Annotated in this window: 25 protein-coding genes; 7 read left to right on the forward strand and 18 right to left on the reverse strand. The window is 36.5% G+C overall.

All coding sequences use genetic code 11. The features are described from left to right. Window positions 1–58 precede the first annotated feature (58 nt). From BN1225_RS12070 to BN1225_RS12095, 6 genes are all read right to left on the reverse strand, one after another. Window positions 59–661, reverse strand: coding sequence for a TVP38/TMEM64 family protein (locus BN1225_RS12070; RefSeq protein WP_041140061.1), 603 nt, complete (start codon window positions 659–661; stop codon window positions 59–61). Window positions 662–823: 162 nt separating this feature from the next. Beyond that, a complete protein-coding gene (locus tag BN1225_RS12075) occupies window positions 824–2,179 on the reverse strand; it encodes a glycoside hydrolase family 32 protein (RefSeq protein WP_197066565.1) in 1,356 nt (451 codons plus the stop codon). 71 nt (window positions 2,180–2,250) lie between these two features. Then, window positions 2,251–3,039, reverse strand: a complete 789-nt coding sequence (locus BN1225_RS12080; protein WP_052466632.1) for a polysaccharide deacetylase family protein — start codon at window positions 3,037–3,039, stop codon at window positions 2,251–2,253. 29 nt (window positions 3,040–3,068) lie between these two features. After that, the gene (locus BN1225_RS12085; RefSeq protein ID WP_041140063.1) at window positions 3,069–3,923 is read right to left on the reverse strand and encodes a MurR/RpiR family transcriptional regulator; all 855 of its coding nucleotides are present in this window, start codon (window positions 3,921–3,923) and stop codon (window positions 3,069–3,071) included. 49 nt (window positions 3,924–3,972) lie between these two features. After that, window positions 3,973–4,818, reverse strand: coding sequence for a Cof-type HAD-IIB family hydrolase (locus BN1225_RS12090; RefSeq protein WP_041140064.1), 846 nt, complete (start codon window positions 4,816–4,818; stop codon window positions 3,973–3,975). A gap of 120 nt (window positions 4,819–4,938) precedes the next feature. Beyond that, window positions 4,939–5,310, reverse strand: a complete 372-nt coding sequence (locus tag BN1225_RS12095; RefSeq protein ID WP_041140065.1) for a hypothetical protein — start codon at window positions 5,308–5,310, stop codon at window positions 4,939–4,941. Window positions 5,311–5,436: 126 nt separating this feature from the next. Between BN1225_RS12095 and BN1225_RS12100 the strand changes: the two genes are divergently transcribed. Genes BN1225_RS12100 through BN1225_RS12110 form a run of 3 tightly spaced genes read left to right on the forward strand, consistent with a single transcriptional unit; the run spans window position 5,437 to window position 9,508 of the window. After that, on the forward strand, window positions 5,437–5,859 hold the full coding sequence (locus BN1225_RS12100) for a MarR family winged helix-turn-helix transcriptional regulator (RefSeq protein ID WP_041140066.1): 423 nt from the start codon (window positions 5,437–5,439) through the stop codon (window positions 5,857–5,859). Between the two features lie 26 nt (window positions 5,860–5,885). Continuing rightward, window positions 5,886–7,616, forward strand: a complete 1,731-nt coding sequence (locus BN1225_RS12105) for an ABC transporter ATP-binding protein (RefSeq protein ID WP_041140067.1) — start codon at window positions 5,886–5,888, stop codon at window positions 7,614–7,616. Beyond that, window positions 7,613–9,508 carry an ABC transporter ATP-binding protein gene (locus BN1225_RS12110; protein WP_041140068.1) on the forward strand — a complete coding sequence of 632 codons (1,896 nt, stop codon included), beginning with the start codon at window positions 7,613–7,615 and terminating at the stop codon, window positions 9,506–9,508. Before BN1225_RS12105 ends, BN1225_RS12110 begins: the two co-directional genes overlap by 4 nt. Window positions 9,509–9,577: 69 nt before the next feature. Here BN1225_RS12110 and BN1225_RS12115 read toward each other — a convergent pair whose 3' ends face one another. The 4 genes from BN1225_RS12115 to BN1225_RS12130 all read right to left on the reverse strand — a co-directional run bounded on the left by BN1225_RS12115 (window position 9,578) and on the right by BN1225_RS12130 (window position 13,883). Further along, window positions 9,578–11,071, reverse strand: a complete 1,494-nt coding sequence (locus BN1225_RS12115) for a family 1 glycosylhydrolase (RefSeq protein ID WP_082029358.1) — start codon at window positions 11,069–11,071, stop codon at window positions 9,578–9,580. 105 nt (window positions 11,072–11,176) lie between these two features. Beyond that, the gene (locus BN1225_RS12120; protein WP_041140069.1) at window positions 11,177–12,085 is read right to left on the reverse strand and encodes an aminoglycoside phosphotransferase family protein; all 909 of its coding nucleotides are present in this window, start codon (window positions 12,083–12,085) and stop codon (window positions 11,177–11,179) included. Further along, on the reverse strand, window positions 12,082–12,936 hold the full coding sequence (locus BN1225_RS12125; RefSeq protein ID WP_041140070.1) for a MurR/RpiR family transcriptional regulator: 855 nt from the start codon (window positions 12,934–12,936) through the stop codon (window positions 12,082–12,084). Before BN1225_RS12125 ends, BN1225_RS12120 begins: the two co-directional genes overlap by 4 nt. 365 nt (window positions 12,937–13,301) lie before the next feature. Continuing rightward, a complete protein-coding gene (locus BN1225_RS12130; RefSeq protein ID WP_041140071.1) occupies window positions 13,302–13,883 on the reverse strand; it encodes a TetR/AcrR family transcriptional regulator in 582 nt (193 codons plus the stop codon). Window positions 13,884–14,186: 303 nt separating this feature from the next. Between BN1225_RS12130 and BN1225_RS12135 the strand changes: the two genes are divergently transcribed. Genes BN1225_RS12135 through BN1225_RS12145 form a run of 3 tightly spaced genes read left to right on the forward strand, consistent with a single transcriptional unit; the run spans window position 14,187 to window position 17,192 of the window. Beyond that, window positions 14,187–15,098: an ABC transporter ATP-binding protein gene (locus tag BN1225_RS12135; RefSeq protein WP_041140072.1), complete on the forward strand. Its 912-nt coding sequence runs from the start codon at window positions 14,187–14,189 to the stop codon at window positions 15,096–15,098. Continuing rightward, complete coding sequence (locus tag BN1225_RS12140; RefSeq protein ID WP_041140073.1) at window positions 15,098–16,012, forward strand: ABC transporter ATP-binding protein; 915 nt, start codon at window positions 15,098–15,100, stop codon at window positions 16,010–16,012. The genes BN1225_RS12135 and BN1225_RS12140 overlap by 1 nt, the downstream gene beginning before the upstream one ends. Next, entirely contained in the window at window positions 15,999–17,192 is a 1,194-nt protein-coding gene (locus BN1225_RS12145; RefSeq protein ID WP_041140074.1) for an ABC transporter permease subunit, read from the forward strand. Before BN1225_RS12140 ends, BN1225_RS12145 begins: the two co-directional genes overlap by 14 nt. 116 nt (window positions 17,193–17,308) lie before the next feature. On the opposite strand, the gene BN1225_RS12150 is transcribed toward BN1225_RS12145, so the two are convergent. From BN1225_RS12150 to BN1225_RS12160, 4 genes are all read right to left on the reverse strand, one after another. Then, window positions 17,309–17,710: an RNHCP domain-containing protein gene (locus BN1225_RS12150; RefSeq protein WP_041140075.1), complete on the reverse strand. Its 402-nt coding sequence runs from the start codon at window positions 17,708–17,710 to the stop codon at window positions 17,309–17,311. Window positions 17,711–17,930: 220 nt separating this feature from the next. After that, complete coding sequence (locus tag BN1225_RS14180; RefSeq protein WP_052466635.1) at window positions 17,931–18,464, reverse strand: type IV pilin protein; 534 nt, start codon at window positions 18,462–18,464, stop codon at window positions 17,931–17,933. Between the two features lie 29 nt (window positions 18,465–18,493). Then, a complete protein-coding gene (locus BN1225_RS14435) occupies window positions 18,494–18,637 on the reverse strand; it encodes a FeoB-associated Cys-rich membrane protein (RefSeq protein WP_187117561.1) in 144 nt (47 codons plus the stop codon). A 91-nt stretch (window positions 18,638–18,728) separates the two neighbouring features. Next, on the reverse strand, window positions 18,729–19,094 hold the full coding sequence (locus BN1225_RS12160; RefSeq protein WP_041140076.1) for a metal-dependent transcriptional regulator: 366 nt from the start codon (window positions 19,092–19,094) through the stop codon (window positions 18,729–18,731). Between the two features lie 169 nt (window positions 19,095–19,263). Here BN1225_RS12160 and BN1225_RS12165 point away from each other — a divergent pair, with 169 nt between their 5' ends. Beyond that, complete coding sequence (locus tag BN1225_RS12165; protein ID WP_041140077.1) at window positions 19,264–20,367, forward strand: 5-methyltetrahydropteroyltriglutamate--homocysteine S-methyltransferase; 1,104 nt, start codon at window positions 19,264–19,266, stop codon at window positions 20,365–20,367. Between the two features lie 71 nt (window positions 20,368–20,438). On the opposite strand, the gene BN1225_RS12170 is transcribed toward BN1225_RS12165, so the two are convergent. The 4 genes from BN1225_RS12170 to BN1225_RS12185 all read right to left on the reverse strand — a co-directional run bounded on the left by BN1225_RS12170 (window position 20,439) and on the right by BN1225_RS12185 (window position 25,338). Further along, window positions 20,439–21,236, reverse strand: coding sequence for a Cof-type HAD-IIB family hydrolase (locus BN1225_RS12170; RefSeq protein ID WP_041140078.1), 798 nt, complete (start codon window positions 21,234–21,236; stop codon window positions 20,439–20,441). 85 nt (window positions 21,237–21,321) lie between these two features. Continuing rightward, window positions 21,322–21,987: a winged helix-turn-helix domain-containing protein gene (locus tag BN1225_RS12175; protein WP_041140079.1), complete on the reverse strand. Its 666-nt coding sequence runs from the start codon at window positions 21,985–21,987 to the stop codon at window positions 21,322–21,324. Between the two features lie 56 nt (window positions 21,988–22,043). Continuing rightward, the gene (locus BN1225_RS12180) at window positions 22,044–23,486 is read right to left on the reverse strand and encodes a glycoside hydrolase family 1 protein (RefSeq protein ID WP_041140080.1); all 1,443 of its coding nucleotides are present in this window, start codon (window positions 23,484–23,486) and stop codon (window positions 22,044–22,046) included. 88 nt (window positions 23,487–23,574) lie between these two features. Beyond that, entirely contained in the window at window positions 23,575–25,338 is a 1,764-nt protein-coding gene (locus tag BN1225_RS12185) for a glycoside hydrolase family 3 protein (RefSeq protein ID WP_052466637.1), read from the reverse strand. Window positions 25,339–25,392: the final 54 nt, after the last annotated feature.

Below are 25,392 nucleotides of genomic sequence, written 5' to 3' on the forward strand. Positions count from 1 at the left end.
TCTTATCTTTATCATATACGAATATACACAATAAAAAAAGATATAGCGTTCACTATATCTAACCAAATGAAATAAATTTTTCCAACCAGCTGCCTGCATAGATTAAGGTTAAGCTATACATCGCAATTGACGCAGGCTTTCCTAATAATATAATGGCGGAGAATTTCTTTAATGACATTTTAGTTAACCCTGCCAACATACATAAAAAGTCATCCGGTGCAACGGGGAAGAAGATAGCCAAAGCAAAGAATTTATCAAATTTTTTCCCTTTATCCAACCAGTTAGAGTATTTATCATAGGTACTTTCACTGACAAAGGATTTGACTAAAGTGGTTCCGTATTTTCTTGCCAGATAGAAATTTATGAAAGAGCCGATGACTATCCCCACATAATTATAAAGTAATCCTGCCCATGGACCGAATAATACGACACCGGCAGCACAACTGACACCACCGGGAATGATTGGAATGACAACTTGAATGATCTGAATCAAAACAAAGATTAATGGTCCCCAGATTCCGCCTTTGGAAATAAAAGATTTTAAACTGTTCATATCACTAAACAAATGATTTTCTAAACCATAATACAGAAATAATCCCATTATTATAAGGATGACGGCTGTAATGAAGTGTGTCCATCTTTTTATGTTTTTATTTTTCATAATCATCTCTCCTGTTTCTTTACATGTATATTATAGCTTTTCATTCTGCATCTATTTCTTACACTTTTGTTAGATTTACATTATAGATAGTATATACAAAAGATATTAAAAATTACTTAAGAAGAAGAGAAGATTTTCCAACAAAAAAATGAGGTTTTACCCTCATTTTGCTTCAAACATCACAAGATCTTCAATATTTTCATATTCTAAATACTCTTTCATGCCATAAACGACATTGCTTAATACATATTCTCCATGATTGACATAGATTTCAATAACCTGTGTATCCACATAAATATCTAAATGATTTCCATCTTGAAGAGGCGGTGTCAAAAATTTTGTTCCGGCTTTCGTGTCATTATTAAATAATTTAGCTTCATGGACAAAGACATCTTGACGGTCTGTATACACTTTATGATCGTCGATCCATATTTTATAGCCACCGATATTTAAGCGGCTCCCCTCTTTCACATCAACGCTGATCTTTATAGCGTTCGTTAATGTAAACTGACTGACAGACTGGCTGAACTGTTTTTCTATTTCCTGATGAACACTAAAATAAACGCGATGATCTTTAATCGTCATCACTCTTGGAAACGTATATACACCATTCCATTCTAAATCTTCACTTGGACAAGGCATACGCAGCCAGTTGATGACTACACGCTGATGATCTTTATCTAAGGTGGTCTGAGGTGCATATACATCTAAGCCATAGTCTATAAAATGCATTTCTTCATTCATCGTAATTTCACAAGTGTTCTCATCAAAATCAACTAAACCGATCATCGCATGACTAGGATAATTCATTCCATCATTGATTGTATTTTCCGGTGACATGATCAGCACATACTGCTCTCCTATCTTAAACAGATCCGGGCATTCCCACATATTGCTGTCAAAATTTGCATTGATCAAACGGTTTTGATAATCCCAATGGATACCGTCACAACTTGTATAGATCAAAATCTCCCCACGCATTTCGTGGAGCGTCTGATCTTCATACTGACTCCCCAATACCATATAATAAGTATCCTTATCTTTCCATACTTTTGGATCTCTGGTGTTATTTGGATGTCCGATTTGATTTTCTTGGAAAACCGGGATAATCATTTGTTTTTGATCATTATCAAAATGAATACCATCTTCGCTGATCAGCAATGCCTGACTGGCGATAATCTTATTCCCTGTCACATGAATATTATCCGGGTTAAGCTGATCATAAGCAATAGCGGTGTAATAAAGATACATCTTTCCGTCCTTCTCAATCGCTGACCCGGAAAAACAACCATTGCGGTCGAAATCTTTACTTGGATACAGCGCAATGCCTTTATCTTCCCAATGAACTAAGTCTTTGGATACTTTATGCCCCCAATGCATCGTTCCCCATTTTGTATCATAGGGAAAATGCTGATAAAAAAGGTGATATTCGCCTTTATAATAAATAAATCCATTAGGATCATTCATCCAGTTTTTAGTAGGTGTAAAGTGTAATTTAGGTCTCGTCATATATTTCATCCTTTCTTTGCTGTCATTATTATAAAAGCGTCCGAAATAAGTGTCAAACAAAAAAAGAAAGCTTGCGCTTTCTAATCCACGATCCATTTAAACCATGTCAAATTCATAAAGCTGTACATCAAAAAACGCGGCATTAAATAGCGGTCATCGTTACGTGTCGCTCTTCTGTTTTGAGCATAACCATAGCCCATAATCGTCCCATTTTCAATCAAAACTTCTCTTGATGTTTTAGAAGGGCGCCCAAATGGATAGGCAAAGTAACGATCATCCACAATCCCTTTATTGGCTTGGAAGTCCTGCATAATCTCATCTTTAGTCAAAGTTTCGATTTTCTTTTCAAACATACCGGTACTGACATGCAGATTATAGGAATGAGAGTAGTATTCTACATTTTTGGTATTCACTAACTGATCTTGTTTTAAATATTCATAGAAGTCCGGTTCATCTTGACACAATACCCCTATCACAAAACACGTCGCTTTCAAATTATATTTTTCTAAGATTGGCTTCACGATCGTATTAAAAGATTCAAAGCCATCATCAAAGGTAATCACCACACTTTTCAAAGGGATTTCCATTCTTCCTTCATACCATTCCGTCACTTCCCCTAAGCTTAGTGTACTAAATTGATGATCGGCCAAATATTTCATTTGCTTTTCAAAGTCTGAAACTGCCATTGTATAAATATCCCCACGATGATACTTCGCCTTATCCTCATCGGATACGACATTATGGTAACCAAGAATAGGGATTCCTGATTTATATTTAAAGTATTTGTACCCTTCAAACCCCACCACTGCCACTAAACAAATCACAAGCAGAACACATATTCCCTTTATTACTTTTTTCATTCTTTTCATTCCTTTTTAATTCCCCTATATAAACCCCTTTATTTACTGAACTCCCGCATACGTTGATAATAAGCTAACTTCTTTTCCACATTATGTTCATAATCCAATTCAAAGAAACAGGTGTATAAACAATCCAATATGTACAATAAAGAAAGACGTGTAGAAAAAGAAGAAATCTTATTATAATGATTTTCATAAGAACTCATGAAGAGCTGATAATCCGCAAAACACATCAGCGGGTTTTCATGCGTCGAAGAAATCAAAACGATCGGTGTTTTGACTGCTTTTAAGGTTTGTACAAAATAATTCATTAATAAGCCTCTGCCGCCAAAGGAAATAATGAAAGCAAGATGCGTGTCATCACTGCTTGAAGCAGTAAGCCTTTGCATATATTCTTCTTTAGGAACATTGACCTGAATACCTATTTCCTGCATTTGAAACTTAAAATTTTCCGCAAAATAAAGGTTACCGGCTGACGTATAGAGATCGATGGTCTTGGCTTTTTTCATTTGATTAACGACTAAACGCAATTGTTCCAAATCCAATAAGTTCTGCGATGAAATCAAGGTCTGTTCATAAACTTCTTTCAATTTATGGGTAATCTGATACTGAGACTGATGCTGTTTGATCGGATAATCATAATCAAAGTCTTCTTCCTCTTTCAAATAACTGTCAATCGAAGCAGAAACCAGCACTTTTAATTCCGATAACCCCGATACCCCCACTTTTTGACATAGGCGATAAATGGAAGAAGTGGATACGTAACATTGCTGAGAGATTTGCGCTGCGCTTAAACGAATAAAATCCTCGGTATGCTCTTTAATATAATGAACGATTGCTTTTTCATTATCGGTTAGATCCGTAATATGTTTTAACTTACTAAAAATGTTCATGAGTATTCACCCCATGAACATTATAATCGATTATGAATTTAATCACAAACTAATTTATTTCCGGCATATGTTTATATAGATATTCCGCAATACCGTCTTCTTCATTGGAAAGCGTGACAGCGTCCGCAATATCCTTTAAATCCTGAACAGCATTTGCCATTGCTACGCCGGTTCCGGCATATTTCACCATTGATGCATCATTATGCCCATCTCCAAAAGCCACCATTTCTTCTACTTTATATCCTTTTGGAATTAAAACCGTATCCAATGCTTTTGCTTTATCAATCCCTTGAGCAGTAAATTCAAAATAGAACGGCGCTGTAAACATACAGCTTAATTTTCCATCGAATGGTTCCATCATTTCTTTATAGTGAGCTTGCAGATAATCCGGTTCTCCTGCTGTTAAGATTTTATTTAACGGATAATCCACAAAAGCAGCTAAATCCTCTTGTTCACATAATTTGAATTTTCCACCACGTGATTCATATTGAATAATATTAATCGGATTTCCATTATTTTCCAACATTCCGGCGAATACATCATTGACATGCATGTAATCCCCTTTGTCAATCATAGGCATAACATCAAATTTTTTCATATGTTCCAAAACGGCTTTGCCTTCTTCAACGCTCATTGCCTGATTAAACAGTGTTTCTCCGGTTTCACAGTCAATTACTTTTGATCCATTGAAAGCGACTAATAATCCATGGTGTTTATCCATTTCTAATTCAGCGGCTAAATCACGCAGCCCGGAAGTCGGTCTTCCTGAAGCTAAAATTAAGATTGCTCCTGCTTTTTGTGCTTTCATTAATGCTTCTTTTGTTTTAGGTGTTACGATTTTCTGACTGTTTGTTAGTGTTCCGTCAACATCCATTATAATGACTTTGATACTCATATTGTTCCTCCCTTTTTTAAACATCATATCAAGTATTGGGCGTTAATCAAGCAATGTTTAAAAATTGAAAAAAATATGTCACAACTTGATAAAATTAAAGCACAAAAATGAAATAAATCTTTAACATTCTTCACGAAATAAATAAATGACCCGTATATAAGGATAGAGAAGATGATCTTTTTCTAACGTATTATCAAAAATTAAATAAATAAAATGGGTATTGACCGGTTGAATAAAACGCAGCCGTCCACAACAAAATTGTTCATCTCCATAAAGTTCATTTTTAACTTCAGCAAAAGAATACTGCTGATCTTTATATTTCAATATCCGCCAGCGTAATTCCACATGACACTGCATAATCTGATCAATTACGCTCTGATAAAGCCTTTTTTTGTCAATATCACAATAGATAGGACGTTCCGGTTTGCAATGTAGGATTTCATGTATATCAAAACGTCTTAAAGTCCCTTGCCCACACCAAATTAATTTCATTTATATCACCCTTTAATGGTAGTATGGGCAAACGAATCAAATTAAATCTTTTAAATTAGTATATTGACAAACTATTTATACAATGATAAAATATGTTAGAATTCTAACATTCTGGAGGTCATAGAGATGGTGCAAATCGGTAAAGAAGTCGGTAACTTATCCAATCATATTAAACGTACAGTAGATGCGAAAATTACAGCAATCAGCAGTGATCTTACAGGATTCCAATCAAGAATCCTGCATTTTATTGCCTTTTGCGGTCGTGATGTCTATCAGCGTGATATTGAGGAGGAATTTGAGATACGACGTTCTTCCGTAACAAGCGTTTTACAGACAATGGAAAGAAACGGATTGATCGAAAGGGTCAGTGTGGAACAGGATGCTCGTTTAAAAAAGATTATCCTGACAACAAAGGCGAAAGAATTGATACGCCGCATTGGTGAAGTCATTGAAGAATTTGAGGCTTCATTAATGGAAGATCTCTCCATTGAAGAAATTACCGTCTTTATGCAAGTCATCAATAAAATGATGGCTAAGCTGAATGATTAGAATGATATTTAAGAAGGGGGTATATGATGTATAAAAAATTAATGGCTTATATAAAAGAATATAAGTTAGCTTCCCTGCTTGCTCCTATATTTGTTTCATTAGAAGTAGTCATGGAGGTTCTAATCCCAATGATGATGGCACAGATTATCGATGTGGGTTTAGCCAACAACAATATTCCATATGTATATAAAATTGGAATCATAATGATAGGGATGGCACTTATTTCATTATTATTTGGTGCCCTGTCCGGACGCTATGCCGCAGTTGCTTCTGCGGGGGTAGCCAAAAATTTAAGACAGGCAATTTATTATAAAATACAGGATTTTTCTTTTGCGAACATTGATAAGTTTTCCACATCAAGTCTGGTCACCCGTTTAACTACCGATGTGACCAATGTACAAAATGCTTATCAAGTGATCATTCGTATGATGGTACGTGCACCGATCATGCTGATCTTCGCTTTATTCATGGCATTTCAGCTGAATGCACAATTATCTGTTATTTTTTTATTTGTGATTCCATTTTTAGGGGTCGCATTGTATTTCATCATGACACGTGCGCATCCTAATTTTGTTAAGATGTTTAAAAAGTATGATTTAGTAAATCTGGTCGTTCAAGAAAACCTAACCAGCATTCGTACTGTAAAGGCTTATGTCAGAGAAGATTATGAAAATAAAAAATTTAAAGAAGCTACCGGTGAATTACAGCAATATTCGATTAACGCTGAAAAGATTTTGGCATTTAACTCACCTATCATGCAGTTATCAATGTATTTTACCATTATTATGATTTCTTGGTTTGGAGCACAATTCATTATTGGCGGTTCAATGGAAACCGGTCAATTGATGTCTCTGTTTACTTATGTAACACAGATCTTATCAAGTTTAATGATGATTTCTATGTCGTTTGTTATGGTAACAATGGCAAAATCTTCGGCAGAAAGAATCATTGAAGTATTAGATGAGGAAAGTGATTTAACCAATGCGTCAGATCCATTAACTCAAGTAAAAGATGGATCAATCGAATTTAGAAATGTAGATTTCAGTTACAGTAAAGATCCAAACAATTTAGCGTTAAGTCAGATCAATATCAAGATAAAATCCGGTCAGACAGTTGGTATTCTTGGTGGAACCGGAAGTGCCAAAACTTCTTTGGTACAAATGATTCCAAGACTCTATGATGTGACAAATGGTCAAATTTTAGTTGGTGGTCAGGACGTTCGTAACATTGACATTGAAACATTAAGAGACAATGTTGCCATGGTACTGCAAAAGAATATCTTATTCTCAGGGACAATCAAAGAAAACTTGCGCTGGGGTGATGCGAATGCGACAGATGAAGACATCATTCATGCCTGTCAATTAGCTCAAGCCGATGAATTTATTCAGTCATTCCCGGAAAAATATGATACTTTGCTAGATCAAGGAGGAACGAACGTATCCGGAGGACAAAAACAGCGTTTATGTATCGCCAGAGCATTGCTTAAAAAGCCTAAGATTTTAATCTTAGATGATTCTACCAGTGCCGTAGATACTAAAACAGATGCACTGATCCGTAAAGCTTTTAAAGAAGAAATACCCAATACGACTAAAATTATCATTGCGCAACGTGTATCTTCAGTGGAAGATGCCGATATGATCATCGTTTTAGATGATGGTAAGATTAATGGTATCGGAACGCATGAAGAACTATTAAAAACAAATGCCATCTATCAGGAAGTCTATGAATCACAAACGAAAGGAGATGACCAAGAATGAGAATGAAACCTATTGCTGGACCTAAACCAAAGCGCGGAGATACGATAAAATCATTAAAAAGAATTTCCGGTTATCTCTTTAAATATTATAAAATTCATTTTGTGACAGTGGTCATCTGTATTATTGTCAGTGCTTTTGCCAATGTTCGCGGAACATTATTCTTGCAGACCTTGATCGATAGCTACATTGTCCCGTTTATCGGTCAGACCAATCCCGATATGAGCGGATTAATGCGTGCCTTGATGTCACTTGCTGCTATCTATATGATCGGAGTGGCAACCACTTATATTTATAACCGTATTATGATTAATGTAGCAAATGGAACGTTAAAGCATATTCGTGATGATATGTTTACACACTTGCAAAGTTTGCCGATTCGTTATTTCGATCAGCATACCCATGGAGAGTTAATGAGCCGCTTTACCAATGATACCGACACTTTACGTCAGCTGCTTAGCCAAACGATTCCGCAAATTTTAAACTCTGCCATTACGATTATCAGTGTTGCCATTTCAATGATCGTGTTAAGCTGGCAGTTAACAATCATTACGGTTTTGATGGTCATGATTATGATCGTGACAAGTCGTAAAGTCGGAGCCCAAAGTTCTCGCTTCTTTAATAAACAGCAAAATGATTTAGGACGTTTAAACGGTTATATCGAAGAGATGATGGACGGTCAGAAAGTTGTCAAAGTGTTCTGCCATGAAGATGTCTCTAAACAAGAATTTGATGCCCTTAATACGCAATTATGTGCTTCTGCAACCAGTGCCAATAGTTTTGCCAACTTTATGGGACCAATCTCTGCTAACTTAGGGCATTTGACTTATAGTGTGACCGCGATTGCCGGAACGATCTTTGCGATTAACGGTATTGGCAGTCTTTCTATCGGTAAGATTGCTTCTTTCCTGCAATTAACCCGAAGCTTCAATATGCCAATCTCACAGATTACTCAACAATTTAACTCGATTGTTATGGCATTAGCAGGGGCAAAACGTATCTTTGACTTATTAGATCAAGAGCCGGAAACAGACGAAGGATATGTCACTTTAGTCAACGCTGAAATTGATGCCGAAGGGAATATCACAGAATCACAAAAAAGAACCGGACAATGGGCATGGAAACATCCACATAGTGATGGCAGCATCACCTATACAAAATTAACCGGAGATGTTCGATTCTTCGATGTCGATTTTGGTTATACAGATGAAAAAATCGTTTTGCATGATGTCAGTCTGTTCGCTAAACCGGGACAAAAACTGGCCTTTGTCGGGGCAACCGGTGCCGGTAAAACTACCATTACTAACCTAATCAATCGTTTCTATGATATTCAAGACGGAAAGATTCGTTATGATGATATTAATATTAATAAAATCAAGAAAGATGATTTACGTCGTTCTTTGGGCATGGTATTGCAGGATACCCATTTATTCACCGGAACCATTAAAGATAATATCCGCTATGGTAAACTCGATGCTACGGATGAAGAAATTTATGAAGCAGCCCGTATCGCCAATGCGGACACATTTATCAAACATTTACCGCATGGCTATGATACCTATTTAACAAGTGATGGTGCCGGGCTTTCTCAAGGGCAGCGTCAGTTGCTTTCCATCGCCAGAGCCGCAGTAGCGAATCCTCCGGTATTAATCTTAGATGAAGCTACTTCAAGCATCGATACTCGTACCGAATCATTGATTCAAACCGCAATGGATCAATTAATGCATGGACGTACTGTCTTTGTCATCGCTCACCGTTTATCTACGGTTAAAAATTCTGATGCCATCATGGTACTTGAACAAGGACGTATTATCGAACGTGGTAACCATCAGGAATTAATTGAACAAAAAGGACGTTACTATCAATTATATACAGGTGCTTTTGAACTTGAATAACTAAAACCGCATCCAACAGGGTGCGGTCTTTTTGTTTCAGAGTATCTATTCTCTAATCATTTTATAATCTTACTTATCGAATTCATCTTCAAATAAGCATGCGCCATTAGTTTTAATGACGTTCTTATACCAATAGAATGAATCTTTGCGATAACGATCGTAAGTGCCTTTTCCATAATCATCTGCATCGACATAAATAAAACCATAACGTTTAGACATTTGTTTGGTAGATTCCGATACTAAATCGATGCATCCCCAAGAAGTGTATCCTAAACATTCTACACCGTCGATCTCGATCGCATTCAGCATTTCTTTGAAGTGTGCATCAAAGTAATTAATACGATATGGATCATGTACCTTCCCATCTGCTTCCAATACATCTTTGGCTCCCAGTCCGTTTTCAACGATAAACAAAGGTTTACGATAACGATCATACAAATCTACCATTGAGATTCTCAGACCAATCGGATCGATCTGCCATCCCCAGTCTGAACTTGGAATATGGGGATTTTTAATAGCGAAGATTGTGTTTCCGGCAGTTTTTTCAATCCCTTCATCTTCTTTAGCGGCAACACATGATGAAGAATAATAAGAGAAAGAGACAAAGTCAACCGGATATTTTTTCATAATAGCGTCATCTTCTGGTTCTTTATGGATAACGACCCCATTGTTTTTAAATCTGGCAACTAAGTAAGCCGGGTATTCGCCAAACACTTGCGTATCACTATAGCAATACGTACTGCGCATATCCTGTTGTGCCTGTAACACATCTTCCGGTTTGCAAGTATAAGGATAGAACGTTAATTTTGTCAGCATACACCCTACCATAGATCCCGGAATAATATCATGACAGATTTTAGTCGCTAAAGCCGAAGCCACGAATTGATGATGCATGGCTTGGAAAATAACGCTTTCCCAATGCATCCCTTCAAAGCGGTCACGGACAAGTCCTCCTGTTGTATAAGGATGACGGATCATTGAATCAACTTCATTGAATGTGAGCCAATATTTTACGTGATTTTTATAACGAGTACAGATTGTTTCTACATATTTTTCAAAGAAGCCGATCACTTCTCTTGAATACCACCCATTATATTTTAACACTAAGTTTAATGGGGGTTCATAGTGAGACATGGTCACTAAGGGTTCAATATTATATTTTTTTAACTCATTAAAGACATTTTCATAAAACTGCAGTCCTTCTTCATTAGGTGTTTCATCATCCCCATTTGGAAAGATACGTGACCAAGCAATTGACATACGATAAACCTTGAATCCCATTTCTGCCATTAAAGCAATATCTTCTTTGTAATGATGGAAGAAATCTGCCCCATGACGTTTCGGATAATACACTTCATCATCTGTTGCCATTGCTTCTTCGATATCTTTTGTGGTGATTTCATTGTGTTTTTGATAATCGGTGACATCGACATCTAAATGTGAGCGAGCACAGTCCGATACGGAAAGTCCTTTTCCGCCCTCTTTCCAGCCCCCTTCTACTTGATTGGCGGCAGTGGCTCCGCCCCATAAAAAACCTTCAGGAAATTTTCTTATTTGTTCCATTTTGTTACCTCCATATACGATTTTATTATAACTTCCTTCGATTATTTTTGAATAGTGATTTTCATAATTGGTTGAAATATCCAAAGATAAAATTAAAAAAGGGAATTAGCTGAAATTTTCCTCCAGCTTTTCCCTAATTTTATCTATAAGCATTGATATATCCGCTATTTTCTCCACACCTTTTAAACGATCACGTATAATATCTGCACCAAAATCATGAATAAGAAGTCCCTGTATGCAAATTTTTATATACTGCTTAATAGTCAGATGTCCAAAGTAACCAAACAGATAATCTTTATCAAATTGAAACAGCTCGCAGATAATAACTGCCCATTCATATTCGATCGGTGCCATTCGGGCATCGGCAAAATCAATAATATAAAGCCGCTGACGATGATCAATGATAAGATTATCCCCATTAAGATCCCCATGAACATAGACAAGCGAAGAAGAAGTAAGCTGATCTAAATATTCTATCCTCTCTTTTTGAAAAGAATCAGGAAAGATCTGCCAGCGAGGATTCTGTTTTGCTTGTTCGATAGAATCGACTGGTTTTAATACCGAGTCAGACTGATTAAGAGAATCGGTCATTTTTCTTAGCTGACTGCCTAATTTTATTTTGGTTTTAGTATCATAGTCAAACATCTTCAAAGAAAAAGGGATGCCGTCAATATAGGTCAGTACAATATAACGAAATACATAACGATCATAACGTATGCCCTGACAAAGAATAGTCGGTGCCGGCACGTATGCGCGAGCATAATTTAATCCTGCTGTTTCCACTTCATAATCATGTTGAGTATCACATCCGGATTCAATCGGAGCAAAGATTTTGATAATTTTATCCCCTACTTTAAATACAGCATTCGTTCCTGCCTGACAATGTTCAACGGGCGCCATCGTCCATCCATTCTCTTTCCAAATTGATGTAATTAGGGGTAAAAAAGCAGGAATTGATTGATAGAGGTTTGCCCATGATGCCCAACCGCAAATCGATTCATGAAAGACGTTCATTCTTCTTTCCCCCATTGTTCCCTAGCTTCTCTTAATTCTTCGGTAATCATTTTTAAATGATCATAATGCTGAATCATTAATGAAGCTACCATGATATCAAATATATATTGCGTTGACATTGTGAACATAACATTGGAAAATTCCAGTGTATTGCGAGTAGTCATAATCTGTAAAGAAGTATCACACCATCGACTTAATGACGAATCTTTTGTGCCAACGATCCCTACCATAAAAATATGAGCATCTTTTAAACGTTTGGCACTATCAATAATCCCCGGATTTTTCCCAGTATGAGAAATCAGCACAGCAATCGTATTGGTCTTATTTTTCTCCAATAGTTTCACATGGGTCCAATTAGCACTGGTATAAGCATATGCAGATACCCCCACTTCTTCAAATTTATATGCCGCAATCTTTGCCAATTCATAATTTACGCCATCTCCGTAAATTTCAATACGTTCCGATTGTTTTAAACGATTGATGATTTGAATCATCTTATTTCTTTCGAGCATCGTTCTTGTGAAATCGATTGCTTTTGTATAAATAAGCGGCATCGTCTGGATAATATCATCAATTGTACTTTCTTTTTCATAGGGAATCGGTTTTAATTCTTCTTCCATCTGCTGCATCTTAGAATATTCACTGGCAAATTGGATTTTTAATTCACTGTACCCTTTATACCCTGCCTTTTGCGATAGACGAATGATCGTGGAAGCACTGGTATGACTTGCCTTTGCCAATTGATTGCAGTTCATTTTCAAAACATCTTGCGGATGTGCCAAAATATATTGCATGACATATGTTTCCTGTTGAGTTAAATGATCTAAGCTTTTGATTTTATCTACTATCATGTTCATCACCTGCTATCATAGTAACATGGAATATATAAGAAAAAAACCTGTATAAACAGGTTTTCGTCAAGAATATCGTATTAATGCCTATCATTTACTAGCAAAAACGATAGATCATCAATGTTCACCACTGCACATAATATTATTATAAGCATTCGGAAAAATCAAAGGACATGCAGTGAATGAAATAGGAGAATATTTCATGCTTAATTCACTAAGCTTAGGTTAGCTTTAACTAACCATCTATATATTAGCATATGCTAACTTTACTTGTCAACAATAAAAAACGAATAGAAGTAATAAATATTAATTTGTTTCAAAGTTTCCTATGTAATTATTTTTATAAAGGTTAACTTACACATGATTTAAAACTTTTCGAGATAGCCAATGACTCCGTTTGCCACTAACCCTTGTGCCATCCTGAAAAATTCGTTATCGGTTAAATCATTCCCGTTTTCATACCATTTCGTTACTAATCCAATCATTGCTGAGTAGCTATATTCCATTAAATAATCCAAGTGTTCTATTTCATCGGGTAAATTCCAAAAGCGAATCAGCATGGAGCGAATACTTTCTTTGAATTCACTTGTAAATTTTGGATCTCCGTTTTTACCAAGTAATGTAAATATTTTATCTTCATGTTTTTTAAAAATAGGAATACTGATCGCATATAAATCATTTATATCCATAGGCCCTTCTTGTAAAGGCTGCTTCGCCAAAATATCCGTCATTTCTTCGCATACTTCTTTTATAAGATCACTTTCAATTTGTTCTAAAACGTCATAAACATCTTTGAAATAATGATAAAAAGTCCCTCGATTATTATTTGCCAGATTCGTTATTTCAGAAACGGTTATCTTGTTAATTGTTTTTTCTTTATAAATACACCAAAACGCATCCATTAATTTTTTTCTTGTAGCTGCTGTAACTTCAGGTTGTTTCTTCATTCATTTAACTGGTATATTGTTTCCTTTAAAAAGCCTAAACAACATCCCTTCTCCTTTCTATCAATGAGTTTAATGACAGCTTAGTCTATCTTTCAAATAAGCATATTGTCATAATCAAATTATATTGCAATTTTTATATTTTTAAAGCCTTTTATCCATAATATGAAACTCTTGAACTTCCCTTTTATTCCCCTATTAAAAATTATCTACAACATCATGCAACACTTTGTTCAATATTGATGCTTGATGAACGATTTTAATTTTTTTATAATTTTACCATATCAAAATAAAGGAGTGATACACATGTCAGTTATAGAAATCAATAGTTTGACAAAGGACTATGGGCATGGCAGAGGCGTGTTCAATGTATCTGCTTTTGTGAACGAAGGAGAGTGCTATGGTTTCCTTGGTCCAAACGGAGCAGGAAAAAGTACTACGATCAGGCATTTGATGGGATTTTCAAAACCACAGAGCGGAAGTACTCTCATTGATGGGAAAGATAGTTGGCAGTATTCAGCTGAACTCCAAAAAGAAGTCGGCTATCTTCCAGGTGAAATCGCTTTTCCTAGCGGAATGACAGGTACACAGTTTTTAGAAATGCAAAAGAAAATGCGAAACATAACGGATTCATCTTATTTAGATAAATTACTAAAGAGATTTGAACTGGACCCAAATATCGGGCTGAAACAAATGAGTCTTGGAACCAGACGTAAACTAGCGGTCGTAACTGCCTTTATGCATGATCCTAAAATACTCATCTTAGATGAACCCACTTCTGGACTTGATCCGATTATGCAGGAAATCTTCATTGATTATATTCTTGAAGAAAAGAAAAGAGGTAAAACAATTTTTTTATCCTCTCATATTTTTCATGAGGTAGATGCATTGTGTGATCGAATAGCGATTATTCGTGATGGGAAAATTGTTTCCGAATTTGATCCTGAAGTTTTAAAAAAGGAAAGTGATAAGATTTACAGAGTGACTTTTGAGGATGAAAAGCAATGGCAGGAATTTACTACCCATAACTATCAATTCACTTCTATCAATAAGCATAAATTACGTGCAAGGATACAACTTAAAAACAGTGAGATAACCTCATTTATAAATGATATCTCGCAATTTCATATTGTAGATTTTACCGAATTTCCTTTCTCATTAGAGGATTACTTTATGCAATTTTACCATGAAGATAAACTTTTCGAGGGGGTGAAATAATGGCTGATATCATTATAAAAACCGAAGGTCTAACTAAGGATTACGGTCAAGGGCGTGGTATTTTTGATATCGATATCGAAGTCCATAAAGGGGAAGTGTTCGGTTTTGTCGGAACTAATGGATCAGGAAAAACAACGACGATTCGAAATATGATGGGGTTTATTAAACCAAACCGGGGGACTTCGATCATCAATAATTTAGATTCATGGAAACAGTCCGCAGACATTATGAAAAATGTCAGCTATGTTCCCGGAGAAATCGCTTTTCCTGCATTAAAGACAGGAACCGAATTCCTCAAAACACAAGCCGGATATCTTGGAGTGACGGATTTTCGATATATGAATCATGTGATCGAACTATTGCAGCTTGATCCCACTGCCAACTTGAAAAGAATGTCCAAAGGAATGAAACAAAAGACTGCAATCGTTGCGGCACTAATGGGAGAAAAAGAAGTGCTCGTCTTAGATGAGCCTACCACAGGTCTCGACCCATTAATGCGAGAAGCATTCTTAGATCTGATTAGAGAAGAAAAACAAAAAGGACATACGATATTTATGTCCAGTCATATCTTTGAGGAAATTGAAGCTGTCTGTGATAGAGTAGCGATGATAAAGGATGGACATATCATTAATACAATATCTCTGCATGATTTGCGCCATCCGGTCATTAAAAATTTTATAATTGAGTTTGAAAATACTTCTGACAAACAGCACTTTATTGATAATACAGACTTTTTAATTGAGAATGAAGAATTAAACCATTGTACGGTTCAATGTAATATTGATCAATTAGATGCATTTTTCAACGTACTCAAACATTATAAAATCATGAATTTTCAAGAAATTCATCGTTCGTTACAGGAACAGTTTATGAGCGCATATAAGGAGGGACTTACTAAACATGGAACAAAATAAAAAAATTGCACGATTTTTCTCTAAACCACTGATGAGACAGACTATAAAATCCAATTGGGGATTATGTGTTGCGATATTGCTGGTAATGGTACTTCTGGGAAATGTCATGAATTATGCGATGAGCATGATGGCGACAGAAAGATCCGATATCGATGTCACTGAATATCAAGAAAGTTTTTATACCTATCTGGGAGCATTGGCAACCTATGATGCCATGACACAACAGGAATTGTCTTATACGGATTTTACAGCAGGAAACAACGAAACGGCTTATGAAGCTGCTTTTGGAATGATGAATGCACAAACAAATATGAACCTTAGTACAAAAGGATTTCAAGACTCAATTGATGGATTATCGCAATCCGGTATTAGCCTTGATAAATATGTGAAGCAATTTGAATATGTCTATGCTTTAAAACAATCCGAAGGTGTTTTCAACAAAGAGGAATTAACGGTTCCGGATATGCTGACGATTACGTTGGATATGATGGGAGTCTCATCCGATATGGTAGAGAAAATGAGTGAGATGAATCCCGCTTCAATGATGAATCAGATGTATTATACCGCAATGGGCTTGCTGCCGATATTTATACTCATTGTTATTTTGGCGAACTCTCTGATTGCGGATCAGGTAGACCGCGGTTCTATGGCTTATGTGTTATCGACACCGACAAAGCGCTCTGCTGTCGCTATAACGCAATTGGTATTTATGATCGTTGTACCATTTATCATTCTTTCTATTGTCTGCGCAACGCGAATAGGAACCTCTTTCCTATTTTATGATGAAGTAAATGTGGCTGGAATCCTTGCTTTATTTGGCGGTATGTATATTCTTGTGGAAGCAGTATGCGGAATATGCTTTATGGGAAGCTGCATATTTTCACAGAGTAAAAAATCAATGGCGTTTGGCGGCGGACTGGCAGTATGGTTCTTCCTTGCCTCTATGATTGGTATGTTTGGTTCTGAAAATATGGTAAATACCGGTATGGGGGTTTCTGAACTAAGCATTTTCAATAAACTAACTCTCGTAGGTCTGTATGACGTCGATGCATTGTCAACTATCGGCACAGCTAGTGTAAACACTGCATTTGCTTGGAAACTGCTTATTTTGGTCATAATCGCTGTGGCTTGTTATGCTATCGGGGCGGTCAGATTCTCTAAAAAAGATTTACCCCTATAACTATATTTATGTAAAAGATGTCTTTCAAATTAGAAGGGCATCTTTTTTAGTTAGACTTTAACCAAATAAAAACCGATGAATATAAAATTCACCGGTTCAAAACTCAATCCACCATTTTATTCCGATTCATCATCGTTATATCCATTTATTTTAGCGATTTGTTTTAATCGTTCAATGGGAAAAGGTGGATTGGTCAAAGGTTTTAAAGCGATTGACATAATTTTCAAAGGATTGTCATCCGCTGCTGTCCGATTAGAACGAATATGTCCACACCTGCGACAGCGATGCAGGATCGCCCATTCTCCGTCTTTTCTTACCCAAACCCCGATTGGCTCCATAATGCCGCCGCATCCTGCCGCACGATCCCCCGGTACATCATCTAAATGTACACTGGATAAACAATTCGGACAGTGATTACGATGCAGACTGCCTGCCCCTTCTAGGGTTACCTTTTTACCACATACTTTACATATAAATGGTTGGATATCTGTATTACTTTTATTATTAAATTTCTTCATACTTTCCTCCTTTAGTTAACACATTAACCTATGGGAGGTATTGCATTAGATTTAGAGTCCGCAAACCTCCCGGTCTGCTGCAATATCCTGCATATTTATATTCAACATCAAGCAATAATTCCTTTCTTATAACATTATGTTTTTATTATAAGCACATATTTGAAAGAAGTAAAGCCATTTTATTTAAAGAAAAGACCGCCTTTTGATGAAGCGATCTGCTTTAACTGAAATTTTCATAATAGTAGATATTCAGATTGTTGTAATCTTCTTCTGTAATGATTTCCGCCCTTTGATTAGGTACAATCGCTACATATTTAAAATTCCCACCCTCTTTTAACTTAAATCCATAAACCAAGATCGGACATAGGGTTTCTTCCGGTTCACATGAACGTCCGTCGCTATATCGTTTCTCATACCCTACCGTATAATCCTCTAAATTCTCATCTCCCGATAATTGTCTCAGTTTTTCAGGAGGAATCGCCGTTTTCAAACTAAGACGATGATTGGTCGAAGAATCAGGACGAATAGGATCAGTCAATCTTAAAGTATCCGCTAATCTGCCTTTTTCAATCTCTATGGTCAACGCAACATAATCTGACCTTGCCATCGATATAAATTTTTGATTATTCGCATCATCAATGTATCCTGTTACTATTGGTATAGTCAATGCAGACAAGATGGCAATGATGACGAATACGACGGCTAATTCAATGAGGGTAAATCCTCGTTTATCTTTTTTTATTTGTTTTCTCATCACAAATCATACTTTCTATTTAACCTCTTTTACTTCTTATGCTGGCATTGTCTAGCTTTACTGCAGCCGGCACAATCACTGCATCCATGCCCATTGCGGTGATCCTTTATCATCTTGTAAATACAGATGATAATGGCAATCACTAACAGTGAGGCAACAATAAAAGTTGACATTTTCATCACTTCCCTATTTATTTAAGCTACACGAATCGTACCATTGGATAATGGACCTTGTCAATTGAGACGCAAAAAAAGAAATGATCTCTCATTTCTCTTTGAAATGTGCTTTTAAGCAAGAAAATGTTTTAGGGCTTAACGCATGTTCGATTTTACAGGCATCACTCGCCGCTGTTTCTTCATCGACACCTAAGCGCATCAGCATCGCCATTAAGAGCTGATGCTTTTCATAGATATCCTCTGCAATTTGGCGGCCTTCCTGAGTTAATTCAATCTTTCCTTCTATCACATCTACATACCCTTGCTCCTTTAAAACAGAGACAGCGCGGCTCACGCTTGGCTTAGAAAAATGACGTGCCTTCGCAATATCAATAGCTCGTACACTTCCTTTATTGTTTTTTATAACGAGGATCGTTTCCAAATAGTCCTCACCGGATTCATGTATTTCGATCATATTTATCCCCCCATCAGCTTTAAATATTATAGCATAGTTCCATAATTTAAAGCGGTTATTATCATATTTTTGAAATAGGATATAGTTTATTCCTATAATCAGTGATATTTAATATGAATTATATCATAACCAAGAATCATGCTATGATGGGAAAAAGGGGGAATACAGAATGGAGAAAGCACCATTTAGATATGATATTGTTGGGAGTTTTTTAAGACCGGAACGTTTGAAAAAGGCACGTGAAGATTATTTTAATCAACACATAACCAAAGAAGAACTGACGGTTATCGAGAATGAAGAGATAAAAAAACTGATTGATAAACAAAAAAGTATGGGTTTAAAGGCGGTTACAGATGGGGAATTTCGCCGTCGTTGGTGGCATTTAGATTTTATTCAAGCATTAAATGGCATTACGGTGTATGACAAAGTAACGACAGGTTTTCAAGGGAAAGAAATGAACGTACAGGGAAGCTTCATCAGCAGTCCGATCTCTTTTAATGAACATCATCCTTTTTTAGAACATTTCCATATCACTCAAGAAATTGCAGGGAATGCTTTAGTCAAACAGACAATACCAGGACCTAATATGATTTATTTAGATTCTTTGATTCTTTCACCACAATACAAAGAACACCCGGTTTATGTAGATATTGCAGATTTTAAAAAAGATCTTATTGAAACTTATCAAAGAGCGATTTTAGCCTTTTACGAGGCAGGCTGTCGTTATTTGCAGCTTGATGATACATCATGGGGTGCCCTTTTCTCTTCTGTTTTTAGAGAACGAATTGAAGCGTGTGGCTTTGATCCTGATCAGTTAATTAAAGAATTTGGAGATATCACCGAAGCCGCTTTAGAAGTAAAACCAAGTGATATGGTGATTACTTTTCATATCTGCAAAGGAAATTTCCAGTCTTCATGGCTATATGAAGGATTTTATGATATCATTGCTGAGCGATTATTTTCCATCGATGCTTTTGATGGGTTCTTCTTGGAATATGACGATGAACGTTCAGGAGATTTCAGTCCGTTAAAATATATTCGTCATCAAAAAGTGGTATTAGGCTTAATCACGACAAAGACTGCACAATTAGAAAATAAAGAAACAATTAAGAACAGAATACTGGAAGCCAGCCAATATCTTCCATTGGAGCAGTTATGCTTATCACCGCAATGCGGCTTTGCTTCTACTCAAGAGGGCAATCATATTACATTGCAGCAGCAATGGGATAAACTTGAACATGTAATCACGATTGCAAAAGAAATATTTGAATAATGACCGGGTCGCTTGACTTGGTTTTTTTTATAAATAAACTGGTACCAAAAAAATGGATCATAAGATCCACTTTATAGAAACAATTCCTCTAATTTACAAGCTACACCATCCTGATCCACCGATAAGCAGACCTCATCTGCATGTTCTTTAACGTGTTCCGGGGCATTTCCCATTGCTACACCATGTCCGACGGTTTGAAGCATTTCAATATCATTTGGTCCATCGCCAAAAGCATAACTGTCTTCAACATCGATATTCAGCTTTTCCAATACTTTTAATATCCCGGTCGCTTTTGATGTATTCTTAGAATACAGTTCAAAAGTAAAAGGCGGATTTCCCATCATTGCAAAATCGTCCCCTTCCAAGCTGCGGCAAAAAGCAATATTCTCTTCTCCGACCGGCAGCATTTCTAACTTCACGATATCATCTAACAGTTGATGGGGTGTGAAATCATCGGTTTTAATATAATCATAATTGACGCTGCAGCGATCATAAAAAGCTTTCATCAATGTATTTTCTTTATTCATATAAGAATACTCTTTAGTCTGCATAATATATTCGATCTTGCGTGTTTCAAAATCATTGATCAAAGCTTCTACCAGTTGTTTTTTCATTGGGGCATGATAAAGCAGATGATCATGGTATAAGACAACGGCACCATTAGACAGCACAAAGCCATCAAAGCCAAAATCCACGATATCTTTATCTAAAAAGGCATAGGGTCTTCCTGTCGCAATGAAGATTAAATGCCCTTTTTCTTGTACTTTTCTTAATACATCCTGTGTTTTTTTACTAATAGCGGGCGCATCGTTCTCGTTTTTGCGATACAGCAATGTGCCATCCATATCAAAAAATATGACTTTTTTCATTTTTTCACCTCACCCCATTATAACAAAGCTTCTATAATAGAGACTTTATTTTGCGAATAAGAAAAACTTTTTGCTTAGCAAAAAGTTAATCGACTACCATCTTATATCCGGTCTGCCAAATATTGGTAATATATTTTTCTTCCGGATGTACTACGGCTAATTTCTTTTCAATTGTATCGACTAATCCTTGTATATAATCGACTGTGATCGCCGCATTTTCACTAAACAGCATCTCTTTCATTTTTTCGGCAGTGAAAGAACGATAAGGATGTGCCATTAATAGATCCAAGATCAGCAGTTCTTTATCATTGATGAATACTTCTTTATTCCCTACCATCAGCTTAGAAGTGCTGACATTTAATTCTAAGTCTTTAAAATGCAAGATTTCTTGTCGTGATGGTTCATAGTCTTTGATTAATTGATGGGCGATGTTAAGCATTTGTCCGTAATTGATCTGACCATACATCATCTTATCGACATGCTGCTGTTCAAATTCTTTAACATGTTCACTTTCTGTTACATCATATACGATCACCGGCAAACGATAATCCTTAAAATAAGTAATTAGGTTTGGGTGCTTTAAATATTGAAAACTTGCCAGAACGATATTAAATGTATTCTTTTTAAGAGCTGTTTCAATATATTGTTCGGTAGTGCAATATAATTCAACGTCACTTGTTTTGAAATACTCTTTCATCGTGTCTCTTGTATATTGATTATCTTCGATTACTAACCATAATTGTTTTGCCATGACTTTTCCCTCCACGCCTATTATAGACCTATGGGAAGGAAAAATGAACATTAAAATTACAATATTTCCCCATTGCTTTCTATTACTTTTTGATACCAATAGAAAGAATCTTTACGATAACGTCCAAGATCTTTAAGATCATGTTCATCACGGTTGACATAAATAAATCCATAGCGTTTTGCCATCCCCTGATGGGTAGAAATTAAATCAATAGCGGACCATGGGCAAAAACCAATCAGGTTGACCCCATCATTGATCGCTAAACGACATTGCGCAATATGATTCTTTAAGTATTCAATACGGTATGGATCATGGATACTTCCGTCTTCCTCTAATTGATCATAAGCGCCTAATCCGTTTTCGGTAATAATGATTGGCAAATCATAACGATAAGCTAATCGTCTTAATGCGTTACGCAACCCTACCGCATCGATTTCCCAGCCAAATTCCGAACGTTTTAAATGAGGATTCGCATACCCTTTTACAACCCCTTGAATATTATAAGACGTCATATCATCTGCCCCGCCATCTTGACTGATTGCCATAGAGACACTTTCATCAGCTAAACTAGAATAGCCAACAGTTGCAGACATATAGTAATTAAGGGTCAGCCAATTAGCGTTGTGAGCGGCGATAATTTCCATATCTCCTGGCTGAATATCCGGCAATGCGTCACGATCTTCCAAGAAGCGCCATACCAAAGGATGATATTTTCCTTTACAAGCGACGTCTAAGTAAAGATATACTCTAAACGCATCATTGTTATCCACGGCAAGTTGATCTTCCGGACGTGAACTGAAAGCATATCCCGGTTCATAATGTACAGTCGGACCAATCCATGCATCAGACCACATTTCCTGACAGATTCCAATCACTTTTGATTCAGCGACTAATTTGATATGAGCAATGTTAATGCCTGCTTTCAAAGCATTTTGATCATCGATTCCGGCTGTTTTATCACCAAATGAACTATTCAGCATGTCAAAGAAAAAGCTGTTGTATTCGTTGTTTACCGTCCAATGTTTAACACGATCTCCGAATTCTTTGAAGCAAACGGTGCAGTACTCAGCAAAATCATCAATCACTTCTCTTGATCGCCATCCGCCATAGCGTTCTTCTAAACAGTTCGGGATATCAAAATGATGCAGTGTCACGATAGGCGTAATCCCGTTTTTTAAACATTCATCAATCACATCATTATAATGTTGTACACCTAAGGCATTCACTACTCCATCCCCATTGGGAATGATTCTTGTCCAAGCAATAGAAAAACGATATGCCTTGAATCCCATTTCTTTCATTAAAGCAATATCTTCTTTATAGCGGTGATAATGATCACTGGTTGTGGAAAAATCAGCTATGTTATCCGGTACCGGTCTTAGCTCCCTTTCACATTTAGATTTTCCGTCTTCATCATAAGCCCCTTCACATTGAAAAGCACTTGTACTTGCTCCCCAAAGAAAATCTTTAGGGAAAGAGATTAGTTTTTTATATTCCATAATTTCAGCTCCTTTACTTTATTAGTATACCGATTTTCTTTTTTTACTCCGTCTTTTTTCAACAAAAGAAACACCGGCATCACCGGTGCTATAATAAACCTAAATTATGTTTCCAACGTAAGATACGTTCTACTGAGGCATCAATTTGTTCCATATGGATCGTGCCATCTTGAACGGCTTTCTTTACGGCATCGATTTGCTGTGGGGCATCACTTGTCAGAAGCATATCATTTCCAGATAGAATTGCCATAACGGCAATGTTTTTGCTGTCTGCATAATCTGCCACACCGTCCATTGCCAAATCATCAGTGATAATTACCTTATCAAACCCTAAATCATTTCTCAAAATGGAATGAACTTGCCAAGAAAGAGATGCCGGGTGCTCACTGTCCATTGAAGTGACGATATTATGATTGACCAGAATGCACTCTGCCCCATTGTTAATACCGGCAATAAAAGGCAGAAAATCACTGTTTGTAAAAGTATCATAACTTCTTTCATCATAACAAATATTGGTATGGGTATCGCCATTATTGCCATATCCCGGGAAATGTTTCAAAACGCTGCCCATGCGATCCTGCTTCATACGCCATACGACCTGTCCGACATAATCGGCATCTTCATCGGCACTCTTGCCAAAACTGCGGTCATAAATAAAATCATTGGCATTCGTCGAGACATCCGCTACCGGGGCAAAATTAACATTGATACCAAATTCTTGCAGGAAACGGGATTTTTCATCGACATCCTGAAGAATTGCCTGCATTCCCCCTTGATTAAACAGAGTTTGCGGTGATAAAAAAGGAGTATCACGAAAATAACGGCTGACACGATTAACCGTTCCTCCTTCTTCATCCGTTCCGATAAGCAGAGGAATCTTACTGGCGTTTTGATAAGAAGCGATGTTTTGAGTAACTTCTTGAGCTGTCTTATTTTCAAAATCTTGTCCAAATAAAATATAGCCCCCTATCTTGTATTCTTCAACAAAGGCAGTCTGATCTTCTTTAGGACAGCGAGCCATAAACATCTGTCCGATTTTTTCTTCTATCGTCATCTGATTCATCAAAGCAATAATCGGATCAAGATGTCCTAAATCTACTTTCGTCACATCAATAAATTGAACAGCTACATCCTGTATACCTTCTTGGGTATCACTGATTTTTCCATGATAGGTTACTTTTGCCTCGTAGCCTACGATTACATTATCCCCTCTGACATTGATGCGGTTAAATAAATATTCACTGCCGTCACTTGCCCTAATCGCAACCGCTTCATCATTCACTTCAATGAGAATCCCCTCATAATAGCGATCGATGTCTGTAATCTCCATCGACTCTAATATCACATTTTGGATAGGTTGGTCAGACAATGTGCCGCGATAAGTGATTGTGATCTGATTATCTTCAATGATCTGTCCGCCATTTATTTTGTCTTCTTCTCGTCTAAAACCATAACGTCCTTCTTCATTAGATAAGAAAACGATGTCAGCTTCCGCTGATTCGATGACCCCTTGAATAATATGGGTAGGTAATGTTATGGTTGCTTTTACCAGCTTTACTTTTTGTACCGCATTGCTGTTTTCTTTTAAACGACCTTTATAGATCAGTTCAATATCCCCATTGACTTCTGCCGGATCACCTTCCATTATGGTTTTTTCCCGATTAAATATATAAATCTGCTGATCATCATTCATAATCGTTACCGTTTGTTCACTTACTTCTTTAATGGTCCCGTGCATTGTTTTTTCCTTATTTAAAATAGGAATCATCATCGCAAGCAAAACAGCAATGATCATGAATAAAAGAAATAAGACTTTTATACGTTTTTTATTTTGATGAGCATGTTTTTTCATTTGTATCACCTTCATTTTCATTCTAGCATAGAATAAAAGCGATCCTTGGTATAA

The sequence above is a fragment of the Beduini massiliensis genome (assembly GCF_000829905.1).
In the GTDB taxonomy this organism is placed as follows: domain Bacteria; phylum Bacillota_I; class Bacilli_A; order Erysipelotrichales; family Coprobacillaceae; genus Beduini; species Beduini massiliensis.